Raw genomic sequence first — 13,658 nt, 5'->3', positions numbered from 1 at the left:
CCATTTCAATAAACAAAATATGAATTTAGTAGCATATAAAAAGGAGAAATAAAATGAATATAGTTCTTTCGACATTAAATGCAAAATATATTCACACGAATCTTGCAATAAGGTATTTGAAATCATACGCCATGCCTGAATACGAACCGATTTTAGCGGAATATACGATAAAAGATCCTACTTTAAACATTGTAGCAGATATTCATCAGAAAAAACCGAAAATTGTTGGATTTAGTTTATATATTTGGAATATCGAGGAATCTATTAAAGTTATTCGTATACTAAAGAAAACAAATCCCGAATTAGTTATTGTCGCTGGAGGTCCTGAAGTGACGTATGACTATGACAAATGGCTTGAAAAAGTTCCCGAAATCGATTTCATTGTAATTGGTGAAGGTGAGAGAACATTTAAACAGCTGTTAGACTATCATGCGGGAAAAATTCAACTTTCGGAAGTACAAGGGATTGCTTACAACGAAGAAGACAAACTGAAAATTACTGCACCTGGTCCAAAACTCGACTTGAGGGAGCTCCCTTCCCCATTCAGATTCCCTGAGGATGTCCCACATCTTAGCAATCGAGTCACGTATATCGAGACAAGCAGAGGATGTCCATTTTCCTGCCAATTTTGCCTGTCCTCTATTGAGGTAGGAGTTCGCTATTTCAATCGGGATGCTATTAAAGAAGACATCCGTTACCTGATGAAAAACGGTGCTAAAACGATAAAATTCGTCGATCGAACATTTAATATTAGCCGTAGCTATGCGATGGAAATGTTCCAATTTTTAATTGACGAGCATTTGTCAGGGACTGTCTTCCAATTTGAAATAACCGGGGACATTATGCGACCTGAAGTCATTGATTTCCTAAATGAAAATGCACCGAAAGGACTATTCCGATTTGAAATTGGTGTCCAATCGACCAATGATTTAACGAATGAACTTGTTAAAAGGAGACAGAATTTCGAAAAGCTTTCTCGCACGGTTACCATGGTTAAAGATGGCGGGAAAATTGCACAGCATTTGGATTTAATCGCAGGTTTACCTGAAGAGGATTATGATTCGTTCAGAAAAACGTTTAACGATGTTTTTGCTATGCGTCCTGAAGAGTTACAGTTAGGTTTCCTAAAGCTTTTAAGAGGTACCGGATTACGTATTCAAGCAGAACAATATGGCTATACGTATATCGATGAGGCACCATATGAAATCCTTTCGAATAACGTATTGACATTCGATGAAATTCTTCGTATTAAACAAACAGAAGATGTACTTGAAAAGTACTGGAATGATAATCGGATGCCAAGGACAATTGAATATCTCGTTTCTGAAGTGTTTGAAACGCCATTCGACTTCTTCCAGGAATTCGGTACGTTTTGGGAGACAAGTGGATGGTCACGAATTGGCCATCAGCTTCAGGATTTATATACACGACTTGAAGCTTTTCTTTTAGAATACGGAAAAGCTGATATGGAAATCGTTCGTAGCCTAATGAAAATTGACTACCTCGCACATCACACATTCCAACCGCGCCATATTTGGTGGAAAGACGATGTTGACGCAGATACAATATCCAGTATTGAACGAATGATTTTGAATGATGCAGAGCTTCTTGCGAGAACAGTAACTCCTACCCAACTGACAGAGAGAAATATCCGTAAACATACTTTCATCACACCGGTTGCTGTTAGACCAAATAATACAAATGAAACCGAGTTCATCGAAGAAACTGGCTACCTTGTCACATTCTTCTGCCGCGGCCAAGAACCTCAATTTCATTTTCTCGCAGCAAATCTAATGAATGTTTAAACTGAAAAGCATCTTACCGATTCCGATGAATCGAAAAGATGCTTTTTTTCATCCAATAATAACCCGTTCCTTCGGGTATGCATATGGCCTTTTATTTGACTGACCACCTAAAGTATACAGGAATGATATCAAGCCGACACGCCCGATAAACATCAAGACCATAATGATTAGTTTCCCAATTACCGACAGATCCGATGTAATTCCGAGCGACATTCCACACGTACCGAAAGCAGATGTTATCTCAAATAACAATGCCACAACCGGTACACCTTGCTCAGTAATAAGCAAAATAAGCAATGCAGTCATAACCATAACTGCGGCTAATAAGATAACTGCATAAGATCGATAGACGTCTATTAACTTGACTTCTCGTTTAAAAATATTAATGACATTATTTCCTTGTGCAAAATTAATAAGAAAAAGAACTGCAATCGCGAAAGTAGTTGTCCGAATTCCCCCACCTACCGAACTTGGTGAAGCACCAATGAACATTAGTGAGGATATGAAAATATCTGTCGCATCACTGAACTGGGTAATATCATAAGTCGTCAGACCTGCTGACCTTGCTGAAACCGAATGGAATAGCGAAGCAAATATCTTCTCATGCCAAGTAAGGCCTTTAAAGGAATGAAACGATTCCAAAACAAAAATGAGAACCGCTCCCCATACAAGTAGAAAAGCGAATGTAACGGTCGTAATCTTCGTAAACAGGGAAAATCTGAAATTCGGGGTCTTGTGAGAAAAATACGCCTTTACTTCGATTAGCACCGGAAAGCCGATTGCCCCCAAAACTATGAGGATCATAATTACAGTTTGGATGAAATAATCACCGAAGTAAGGTTGCATTGAAGAGCCTGTAATATCGAACCCTGCATTTGTTGTAGCCGATACCGCCATGAACATGCCATTTAAAAGCGCCTCACTGAAGCTGTCGTAAAACCTCATTATATACAAAGTCAAAATGATTCCGCCAATCACCTCTATCAAGAAGATGATTACGACAATCTGTTTAATAAGCTGGACGACTCCCGCCAAAGAGTATTGATTGTGATCGACCATGATCAATTGACGCTCGCGCAGACCAATTTTTTTCTTTACAAGAAGCCAAAAGAACGTACCTATCGACATAATCCCAATCCCACCAAGTTGAAGGACAAGCATAAGCATACATAGGCCGAAAACTGAATAAGTTCCGCCAATATCTATTGGTGTCAATCCAGTTACGCTGACGGCACTAACTGCTGTAAACAAACTATCAATGAAGGAAACCTTCACTCCCGGCAAATAAACGCCAGGCAGATTTAATAACAGGAATGAAAATCCAATTGCCAAAAAGTAATAAAAGACAATTATTTGTGCAGGTGTAAACCTATGCAAGTTTTCCCTTGTTAGTTTCATGCCATCAATACCTTTCTATATGAAGGAATCATCTTTCCATTTTAGAGAATTTCTCCATAAAAAGAAAGGGAACAACAAAAAAAGAAGGCTGACACCTTTATAATGTGCCAACCTTCCACTTTCAATTATTTTTTCTTTTTAATCACCGCTGTAAACCAACCGCCAATTGCGATTGTTGCAAGTACAATCCAGAAGATTAATTTCCAGACAGTGGAATGCGGGAACGCCTCATCAATGATTTGCAAGTTCGGATGTGCCAATGTCAGAACGACTAATTTAACACCTACCCAGCCGACAATTAAGAACGCGGCTGTTTCAAGAGTTGGATACTTTTCAAGCAATACAACGAATTGTCTCGCTGCAAAACGGATAATCACAAGACCAATGATTCCACCAAGAAGCATGACTGTAAATTGTCCACCGTTTATCCCACCGATATGGAAATCACCAAGTTCCGGCAACGTAACAGCCAATGCAACGGCTGCAAGCATTGAATCGAGCGCGAAAGCGATATCAGCAAGCTCTACTTTTAACACGGTCATCCAGAATCCAGATTTTTTGCGTGGTTTCTTTAAATCGTCATGGTCATCTTTTCCTTTATCCAATAAGCTTTTGATGGATATGAATAAAAGATATGCTGCCCCTAAGGCCTGTATTTGCCAAATATTTACTAAGAACGTTATCATGAACAATGCCGCAAAACGGAAGACAAATGCTCCCAATAGCCCGTAAAACAACGCTCTCTTCTGTTGTACCTTTGGTAGATGTTTTACCATTACGGCCATAACCACTGCATTGTCAGCAGCTAATAATCCTTCAAGTGCTATCAATACTACAAGTACCCATGCATATTCCAATAATATTGCTTCCAACTAATTTCCTCCTTATTTAACCATATAAAAAAACCCTCACCTAATAAAAGGCAAAGGTCTCGCTAAGTCAGAAATTCAGACGTGAATAATCCTGCTATCATAACCGATGGCACTTGCCATGTATTGACGACTATGAAATAGGTTGCCCTATAGCTACTCCCCTTTGACAACTGTCAAAGAACTATTATGTTGTTGAGTGAATTCTTATGATTAATTGTACCATCATTGATTCTTTAATACAATTTTTATTGTTAATAAATAGGTCGGTTTTTTAATCATTTTACCTCTATTGCACGTTTTCTTGTCTGCTGATCAAACAAGCTATAGATGATTGGAACGATATACAATGTTAAAAACGTTGAGCTGATAAGGCCGCCTATAACAGCAATTCCCATAGGCTGATTCATTTCCGTCCCTTCCCCTATGCCTAAAGCAAGAGGCAGTAAGCCTAATATAGTAGTTAATGCGGTCATTAATATAGGTCGAACACGATCCCTTACTGAAACGATGATTGCATCATAAGACGTCATTCCCGCTTCCTTCCGCTGGTTAATATAGTCGACAAGGACAATCCCATTGTTGACGACGATACCAACAAGCACAAGAATACCGATAACTGCTGTTACACTTATTGGTGTCATTGTTATCATTAACCCAGCCGCCACACCAATCACCATCAATGGCACAGAGAACATGATAACGAACGGGTATTTAAAGGATTCAAACTGTGCAGCCATAACGATATAAACTAATACGACAGCAAGAGCAATGGCTAATAACATATCATCAATGGCATTATCGAATAATTCCCTGTCACCGCCATAAGTCATTTCCGTCTCTTCAGGCATATCGATTCCTTTGATCATTTCCTCAACTTTCGTAGTCATATCACCCATCGATAACGATGACACATATTTAATAGTAAAGGTAACTGAATGGGCTTGGTCTACCCTTCGAATTGAAACAGGGCCTTCTGCAATTGAAATTGTAGCTACATCTTTAAGTGCTATAAAAGAGCCCATTTGAGTTCTTAATTTTATTTTATTCAAATCCTCTATGCTGTCTCGATATTTCTCATCATACTTAACGATAACCGAGACAACTTTTTCATTTTCATCAACGATTTGAGTCGCAAAAGAACCCCTCGTTATCGTATTTACAGTCTGAGCAATTTGATATGGTGGCAATCCAACGTCGGAGGCTTTCTCCCGATTTACATCAATATGAATCTCCTCAATCGTATCCTGTAGATTATTTGTAACCTCAAGTACTGATTCCATTTTACGCAATTCATCATGAATCTGTTCGACTACATTATTCAATCTTGCCTCGTTTGTGTCTTTCAATGAAAATGTTAACGTATTTGGATTAGACCCAGCTGCAGTTTGCATGTCAAAGCTAACACGAGCATCATCACCAATTAGATTAATCACTTCCGGTTGTACATCATCTATAAATTCGAATACTGAGCGTTCACGTTCTGATAAGGGAACTAATTTTACATACAATTCCGCCATGTTTGTTTTAGAACTGCCTTGTGCCATGCTTTGCTGTGTTCCGCCTACAAGACTTACATATACTTCGATTTCCTTCTCTTCCTTTAATTTATCCTCAATTCTTTTAACAACTTCATTTGTTGCTGTGAGTGACGAGCCATTAGGAAGCTTAACAGAGATATTGAAAAAACCCTCATCGGTCGGTGGAAGGAATTCTGTACCGACTTTAAATAATCCAAAGCCACTGCCCGCAAGCAGGATTCCTGTCATGATCAAAATAAACGCACGGTGTTTTAATGACCATTTTACAGATCGCTCAAAATTATTAAATGCCTTTGAACGACGCCTTCTTGCTGCTATATTCCCCTTTGGTTTATTCAACATCCGGCTCGCCATCATTGGCACAACCGTCAAAGCTACTACAAGTGAGGCAAAAAGGCTAAAGGATATCGTCAATGCAAATTCCGTAAAGATTTGTCCAATCAATCCACTAATGAAGATCACAGGAACAAAAACGGCAAGTGTTGTTAACGTTGAGGCCGTTATAGCACCACTAATTTCCTTCGCACCATCTCTTGCAGCATCAACACGGTCCTTCCCCATTGCAAGATGCCGTTCAATATTTTCTATTACAACAATAGCATTATCGACCAACATTCCTATACCAAGCGCCAAGGCTCCCAAAGTCATTATATTGAGCGAGAAGTTTGCAAAAAACATGAGTACAAATGTAACGATGACTGAATAGGGAATTGCTACCCCGATTATAATCGGGCTCTTTACCCCCTTAAGGAAAAAGAACAAGACAAGCATGGCGAATAACCCACCAAGTATTAATGATTGTCCAATATTACCGATTGCAAGCTTCACATAGTCGCCTTGATCGAACAAAATATCAGCTTTTATATCCTTAAACTCATCCCGTTTCAACAACTTATCCAACGCATTCTTAAAGGCCGTGGAAACTGTTGCTGTATTGGCTCCGGATTCCTGAAGCACCGACATTAGAACAGCGTTCTGATCATTCGCCCTTGTTTCAGAAGATGCAGGTGCCTCTAAGAATGCCACTTTCCCGACCTCAGAAATCTTTATTTTCTTCCCAGTCAAAGGGTTAGCACCAATTGTAATATTTTGTATATCAGCTACCGAAGTCAATGAACTGATGATTCTTGTGGTCAACTGTTTTCCATCCCGAGTTTCAATTGGCTCACCCGGCATGGATACGTTATTCGCCTGAATCGCTTGAACCACATCAGATTGAACCAATCCGAAGCTTTCCAATTTAGCCTGGTCCAAAATCACTTGGACTTCCTCGACCAATTTACCTGAAACCGTTACACTCGCAACACCATTCGTCCTGCGCAATTCTGTCTCAAGACGTTCTGATAGTTCCCTTATATCCGTCCCTTCAGCATCCGTTCTAAGCGATAACTGAATGACTGGAAATTGAGCAGGGTCAAACTTCATGAATCTTGGAGCCTGTGCTCCTTCCGGTACAGGAACTTGGTCAATCCGCTGCATGATATCCAATTGGACTTCGTCAATATTCGTGGACCAATCAAACATCAATAATATGAAATTTGCGCCTTCCTGCGATGAAGATTGCATTGATTTCAAACCTGGAGCCGTGGAGAGACTTGCCTCAAGTGGCTTCGTTAACTTCTCACTTACCTCTGTAGATGATGCACCTGGATAATTCGTTACAACTACCGCGACAGGTGGATTCAACTCGGGTATTAACGTAACAGGAATCTTGAAAAAGGAAACTGTCCCTAAAATGATGACAAGTAACATCGTAACAATCGTAAAAACCGGTCTTCGTATGGAAAAATGACTAATCTTCATTCACAAAATTCCTTTCATTCATAAGACTCTCTCTACCCATCATATTGAAAATTACAACCAACATCAAATGCTGACTACATTATATTTTCATTCAAATACAGCTGTTCCCCTTCGTAGGCGCTCGTTTATTTCGGGACCGCTCGTTGACTCGTGAATACGCTCATTTATTCGTGGAAACGCTCGTTTATTCCTGAATCCGCTCGTTCTTCCGCAAAACCGCTCGTTTATTCCTGAATCCGCTCGTTCTTCCGTGAAACCGCTCGTTTATTCCTGAATCCGCTCGTTCTTCCGTGAAACCGCTCGTTTATTCCTGTATCCGCTCGTTCTTTCGTGAAACCGCTCGTTTATTCCTGTATCCGCTCGTTCTTTCGTGAAACCGCTCGTTTACCGTGTGCCGTTAACTATTTTTTCAACCGCCTACTTCATTTAACCGTAAAAGTTTAAATACTTTCGACAATCTCAGTCAGACTATTCCAAAATTCGACAAACCAAGATACAATGAAATGGAGGTGATGATGTGTTAGTTAAAAAAAGGACAAAGACAATGGAAATCGACGGACTAATCGCATTGCTAAAACGAATGGGAAAAGGAGATGAAAGAAGAACAAAAATTGAAGAAAGGCTTTATAACCTACAAGCTGGATTTGGGGGTGAAAGTCAATATGATAAATATTTAACCGAATTCAGACCTGACTATCCTCATGCCATATTGCATGACGTCACACTTTGCGACGATAATACTTTTTTCAAAATGGATTCCATATTAATTACTCCAGCGTTTATCTTAATCTCAGAGGTTAAAAATATTGCGGAGAAGATCGTTGTTAAATCCAACCCCTTGCAATTTATAAAGGAATATCCCTCCGGAAAAAGAGTGCCTTTGAAAAACCCAATTGTTGAAGTGGAGAGAAAAATGTTCCATCTGAACAATTGGTTAAAAAAGCATAAAATTACCATTCCTATAAAAGGATTAATTGCATTTGCTTATAACAATGAACTACTAATCGAAGAACCCCCTAGTATGCACATCATGTTCACCTACGAAGTTGCCGCACATCTTAGAACATTATCGGTTACTCAAAGAATTCTTGACAAACCGAAAATCCACTCATTAGCACAAAAGATGGTTAGAAACCACAAAGAATTCCACCCATTTCCTTTAATAAATAAATATAATATTCATCTAAATGATATAAAAACAGGTGTTTTCTGCCCCATTTGCAGTGGCCTTTCTATGATGTGGGAACATCAAAAATGGAGATGTAAAAGCTGCGGTCACACAGGAAAAAAGGAACATCAAAATGCCTTAACTGATTGGTCTATGTTAATAAAAGAGAATATCACAAACAAGGAATTCTGCTATTTTACACGCTTGAATGACAGACATATAGCTAAAAGGTTATTGGCCACTTCATCGGCGAAACTGACTGGAAATGGAAGAGGTTCAAGGTACAATATCGTCTTGTGCTCCGAGAAGAAATGATCTTATATAAAGAATTTTATCCCTTAAATTGTTGTATCCCGAAAACTTGGTTAGTCTTTCGCTTGGCTATAACGCACCATATACATCTTATCAAAATATAATCACTTTCAATTCAACAGGTGCTTGTTTATGTAAACTGGCACTTGTTTTTTTCGTGTATCGGTCGTTTTTTTGTGAAACCGCTCGTTTATTCCTGAATCCGCTCGTTCTTACGCAAAACCGCTCGTTTATTCCTAAATCCGCTCGTTCTTACGCAAAACCGCTCGTTTATTCCTAAATCCGCTCGTTCTTACGCAAAACTGCTCGTTTATTCCTGAATCCGCTCGTTCTTCCGCAAAACCGCTCGTTTATTCCTGAATCCGCTCGTTCTTACGCAAAACCGCTCGTTTATTCCTAAAACCGCTCGTTTTCCCACTCGCAATCAATACAAAAACCGGAAAGGCTATTAATATAATGCCAATCCGGTTCATGTTGTTCTTATAATAAGTTATATAACTTGATGTCTGGATATTTGTCTCCGAACCAGCGGAGTGCGAATTCGTTTTCGAATAGGAAGACGAGATTGTCGTAACGGTCTTTTACAAGCATGGAGCGTTGGCCTGTCATTGACTCTTTCACGTCGCTTTCATTTTCAATCCAGCGAGCGACTTTTGAACCGATGTGTTCCATATTGACTTCAACGTTATACTCGTTTTTCATACGGTGCTCGAACACTTCAAACTGAAGCTGGCCCACAGCACCAAGGATGACTTCTTCCGTATGGAGTGTTTTATAGTATTGAATTGCACCCTCTTGGACCAATTGAAGGATCCCTTTATGGAAATGCTTTGATTTCATAACGTTTTTCGCAGTGACGCGGACGAATAGTTCGGGTGTAAACTGCGGCAACGCTTCGAATTGGAAGTTTGCCTTGCCGCCAACTACTGTGTCACCGATCTGATAATTCCCCGTGTCGTAAAGACCAATGATATCTCCTGCAACCGCTTCGTTTACGGTTTCACGGTCATCTGCAAGAAATTGAGTTGTCTGTGATAATTTAAAGGACTTGGAGATCCGCGGTACTGTAACCGACATACCTCTCTCGAAGGCGCCAGATACAATACGAACGAATGCAATTCTGTCACGGTGAGCTGGATTCATATTCGCTTGAATTTTAAAGATGAACCCTGAAAACTCTTCAGATTGCGGGTCGACCAATTCCTCTTCCTTCGTTTTACGAGGTTGTGGAGGTGGAGCGAATTGGAGGAACGTCTCCAAAAATGTTTGTACTCCGAAATTCGTCAACGCACTTCCGAAAAACACAGGCGTCAACTCGCCCTTTGCTACGCGCTCAACATCAAATTCATTTCCGGCCTCATTCAATAACATAACGTCTTCAAGGGCCTGTTTGTAGTAGGACGTTTCTGTCATCGGATGCTCGACTGCAAGCTCTCCTTCTTCGTTCAAAGGCAGGAAATGGCTTTCGCCTTCAACACGGGCCTGCTCAATCCGATTGTTAAATCTGTCGTAAACGCCAATGAATTCTTTACCCATACCGATTGGATAGTTCATGGCGTAAGATTGAATTTCGAGAACTTCCTCAAGTTCTTCCATTAATTCAAGCGGTTCTTTACCTTGGCGGTCCAACTTGTTCATAAATGTGAAAATAGGAATGCCTCTCATACGACAAACTTTGAAAAGCTTGATTGTTTGAGGTTCAATTCCTTTCGCTGAATCGACCATCATGACAGCTGCATCAACCGCCATTAACGTACGGTATGTGTCTTCACTGAAATCTTCGTGGCCTGGAGTGTCCAAAATATTGACACGTTTGCCGTCATAGTCAAATTGCAAAACTGATGATGTAACGGAGATTCCACGTTGCTTTTCAATTTCCATCCAGTCGGATGTTGCAAATTTGCCAGTCTTTTTACCTTTTACAGTACCAGCATCCCTAATTGCTCCACCGAAATAGAGTAGTTTTTCAGTCATCGTCGTTTTCCCGGCATCCGGGTGTGAAATGATTGCGAATGTACGTCTGGATGCGATCTCATCATTTATAGGTCTTTGCATATTAAATGAACTCCTTCTTTTCTGCTTTTCTAAGCATAGACAGATTCCAAGCCAATTTCAACAGTTTTTTATTAGCCTCTAAAACATCTTATGTGAAAATGAAAAAGCCGTCCCGTAAGACAGCTTTTGCGTCAATCTTATTTATCCAAAACACCTTCGCCAAACTTTCTCTCCGCTTCATCCAATGCGATTGCAGCATCGGAGTGCGAAAGCTTTTCCCTGCCTACAATTTGATAATCTTCATGGCCTTTACCTGCGAATATGATGATATCGCCGGATTCTGCAACCGAAACGGCATGGCGGACAGCTTTTTCCCGATCACCTATGCACGCATAGTTCTTATGTTTCATGCCTACTTCCAATTCAGCAAGAATGGATTCATAAGGCTCGTCACGCGGGTCATCCGTCGTTAAAATAACATAATCCGCAATCGATGCCTTCTCCGCCATAACTGGGCGTTTCTGTCGATCCCGATTCCCTCCAGTCCCGATAACAAAGATTAATTTGCTATTAGGCTCTTTATAAGGAAGAACGGCTTGAATCGCCTTTTCAATCGCATCTGGAGAATGGGCATAATCGATATAAATCGTCAGCGGTAGATCGGTTTCCACTTTTTCCATTCGGCCTTTTGCTGCCGGAATAACAGATAGTCCATTTAATATCTCTTCCATTTCATGTCCTTTAGCGAATAATGTAGCAATGACGGCAAGAGCGTTGTAGACATTAAACTCGCCAATTAGTGACATGGAAACATCGAACTCTCCCACCGGGGAAACCAATGTAAATGTTGTGCCTTCCACAGTCAATTTAATGTCTTTAGCAGTGAAATCGGCATTTGTATGAACTGCATACGTCAAAATCGGGTGAGATGTCATTTCCTTCATTCGGCCGCCCCAAGGATCATCGACATTAACAATTCCAAATTTCGATTGGCTTAAATCTTGTCCAAGCTGTGCAAATAATAGACCTTTTGCATATCCGTAATTTTCCATAGTCTTATGGAAGTCCAGATGGTCATGTGATAAATTCGTAAACACAGCAATATCGAACTCTGTACCCGCGAGTCTTCCCTCGATAAGACCATGTGAAGAAACTTCCATCGTCATTGTTGTACAAGCCGCATTCGCCGCCTGATTGATCATCTGTTGGGTTGTCAATACATCAGCCGTTGTGTTTTCTGTTTCATATAACACGCCATCCAAGTTAAATCCAATCGTTCCCGTTACAGCTGACTTTTCTCCGATATGACTCAATATTGAGTGCAACATATTGCTGACACTTGTTTTTCCATTTGTACCGGTTACGCCAATCATCGTCATCCGTTTAGAAGGATAATTGAAGAATCTTGGCGCAAGTAATGCGACCGCCCTTGACGTATCTTCAACGTAGATGACTGCCACTTTGTCCAAGTCCACTTCAATCTTTCGAGATGCAACAATAACACGCGCCCCTTGGTCGATTGCTTTTTGAACATAGGCATGTCCATCCACAGTAAAGCCTTCGATACAAACAAAAACACCTCCCGCATTCACAGTACGGGAATCCACAGATAGATCCGTAACGATTTCAGGTAAAATCCCTTCCACTTTCTTTATCGGTAAGCTTGAGAATAAATATTCGCTTTCCATGACCTGCCTCCAATCAATCCATCATGTCAGAAGTAATATACGAATGTAGTAATTGCGCTGTCGCTTTTAATGAATCGACATGTGTCCGCTCTAACGCATGCGACGATTCAATCCCTGGTCCGAATAATGCGTGCTTCACATCGAATCCTGCGCGAATTGCAGCAGACGCATCTGAACCATAATATGGATAAATATCAAGTTTAAAAGGGATGCTACCTTTTTCACAGAGACCCGTCAAATGTCGAGTTAACGCATAATGATAAGGACCGCTCGAATCCTTTGCACAAATTGACACTGTGTATTCATCCGAGGATTGTCCATCTCCTATTGCCCCCATGTCAACAGCTATATATTCGACTGTTTCAGCTGGGACGTTAGAGTTCCCCCCGTAACCGATTTCTTCATTATTCGATATATAGAAGTGAGTAGTGTTTGGCAATTCAATTCCATTTTCCGTCACTGAACGAACGAGATCGACCAACAATGCAGTGCTTGCCTTATCATCAAGGTGTCTTGATTTGATAAACCCGCTTTGTGTTACTTCAAATCTCGGGTCAAATGAAACGAAATCTCCTACCTCAATGCCAAGCGCTCTCGTTTCTTTTGGATTTTTCACCTTTTCATCTATACGAACTTCAATATTATCGGCATTTCGTTCTGCAGTACCCGAGTTGCGATATACATGAACTGTAGTTTGGTGCATCAGGATAGTTCCCCGAACAACACTCCCCGAAGCTGTATGTATATGACAATACTCTCCTTCAACAGCATTCCAGTTAAACCCGCCAATCATGGCTAATTTAAGTCTTCCGTTACTTTTTATTTCTTTGACCATCGCTCCAAGTGTATCCGTATGTGCTGTCAATAAACGATGGCGCGAATCGTCTTTACCTTTAACCGTCGCGATAATTGCACCTTTATTCGTTCTTTTAAAAGGGACACCAATATCCTTAAATTCATCACTGATTACTTTCATCACCTTATCGGTAAAGCCTGAAGGACTTGGTGTTTCCACTAGTCTTTTTAATAGCTCTGTCGTTCTTGCCTCATTAAATTGGTACATTCCCTACATCCCCTTT

Annotated in this window: 8 protein-coding genes; 2 read left to right on the top strand and 6 right to left on the bottom strand. The window is 40.4% G+C overall.

The genetic code is table 11. The features are described from left to right. The first annotated feature begins 53 nt into the window (after nt 1-53). A complete protein-coding gene (locus tag NSQ43_RS08835) occupies nt 54-1,805 on the top strand; it encodes a B12-binding domain-containing radical SAM protein (RefSeq protein ID WP_339249381.1) in 1,752 nt (583 codons plus the stop codon). A gap of 48 nt (nt 1,806-1,853) precedes the next feature. On the opposite strand, the gene NSQ43_RS08830 is transcribed toward NSQ43_RS08835, so the two are convergent. The 3 genes from NSQ43_RS08830 to NSQ43_RS08820 form a co-directional block, all read right to left on the bottom strand. Beyond that, a complete protein-coding gene (locus NSQ43_RS08830; RefSeq protein WP_339249380.1) occupies nt 1,854-3,203 on the bottom strand; it encodes a TrkH family potassium uptake protein in 1,350 nt (449 codons plus the stop codon). 125 nt (nt 3,204-3,328) lie between these two features. Further along, entirely contained in the window at nt 3,329-4,075 is a 747-nt protein-coding gene (locus tag NSQ43_RS08825) for a TerC family protein (RefSeq protein WP_339249378.1), read from the bottom strand. Nucleotides 4,076-4,350: 275 nt separating this feature from the next. Then, nucleotides 4,351-7,416: an efflux RND transporter permease subunit gene (locus tag NSQ43_RS08820; RefSeq protein WP_339249377.1), complete on the bottom strand. Its 3,066-nt coding sequence runs from the start codon at nt 7,414-7,416 to the stop codon at nt 4,351-4,353. A 517-nt stretch (nt 7,417-7,933) separates the two neighbouring features. On the opposite strand from NSQ43_RS08820, the gene NSQ43_RS08815 reads away from it, so the two are divergent. Next, nucleotides 7,934-8,899 (top strand): nuclease-related domain-containing protein, encoded by a 966-nt coding sequence (locus NSQ43_RS08815; protein WP_339249376.1) that lies wholly within the window; start codon nt 7,934-7,936, stop codon nt 8,897-8,899. Between the two features lie 477 nt (nt 8,900-9,376). On the opposite strand, the gene NSQ43_RS08810 is transcribed toward NSQ43_RS08815, so the two are convergent. The 3 genes from NSQ43_RS08810 to NSQ43_RS08800 all read right to left on the bottom strand — a co-directional run bounded on the left by NSQ43_RS08810 (nt 9,377) and on the right by NSQ43_RS08800 (nt 13,642). Then, complete coding sequence (locus NSQ43_RS08810; RefSeq protein ID WP_339249373.1) at nt 9,377-10,951, bottom strand: peptide chain release factor 3; 1,575 nt, start codon at nt 10,949-10,951, stop codon at nt 9,377-9,379. A gap of 137 nt (nt 10,952-11,088) precedes the next feature. After that, nucleotides 11,089-12,579: a UDP-N-acetylmuramoyl-L-alanyl-D-glutamate--2,6-diaminopimelate ligase gene (locus NSQ43_RS08805; RefSeq protein WP_339249372.1), complete on the bottom strand. Its 1,491-nt coding sequence runs from the start codon at nt 12,577-12,579 to the stop codon at nt 11,089-11,091. Between the two features lie 13 nt (nt 12,580-12,592). Next, the gene (locus NSQ43_RS08800) at nt 12,593-13,642 is read right to left on the bottom strand and encodes a M42 family metallopeptidase (protein ID WP_339249370.1); all 1,050 of its coding nucleotides are present in this window, start codon (nt 13,640-13,642) and stop codon (nt 12,593-12,595) included. Nucleotides 13,643-13,658: the final 16 nt, after the last annotated feature.

Origin of the sequence: Sporosarcina sp. FSL W8-0480 (assembly GCF_037963765.1) — a bacterium.
In the GTDB taxonomy this organism is placed as follows: domain Bacteria; phylum Bacillota; class Bacilli; order Bacillales_A; family Planococcaceae; genus Sporosarcina.
This window is presented reverse-complemented; position numbering and strand designations above follow the sequence as displayed.

Bases quoted from the DNA above. Each gene is read 5' to 3' on its own strand.
- NSQ43_RS08835 (WP_339249381.1), top strand. From the start codon at position 54: ATGAATATAGTTCTTTCGACATTAAATGCAAAATATATTCACACGAAT.
- NSQ43_RS08830 (WP_339249380.1), bottom strand. From the start codon at position 3,203: ATGAAACTAACAAGGGAAAACTTGCATAGGTTTACACCTGCACAAATA.
- NSQ43_RS08820 (WP_339249377.1), bottom strand. From the start codon at position 7,416: ATGAAGATTAGTCATTTTTCCATACGAAGACCGGTTTTTACGATTGTT.
- NSQ43_RS08810 (WP_339249373.1), bottom strand. From the start codon at position 10,951: ATGCAAAGACCTATAAATGATGAGATCGCATCCAGACGTACATTCGCA.
- NSQ43_RS08805 (WP_339249372.1), bottom strand. From the start codon at position 12,579: ATGGAAAGCGAATATTTATTCTCAAGCTTACCGATAAAGAAAGTGGAA.
- NSQ43_RS08800 (WP_339249370.1), bottom strand. From the start codon at position 13,642: ATGTACCAATTTAATGAGGCAAGAACGACAGAGCTATTAAAAAGACTA.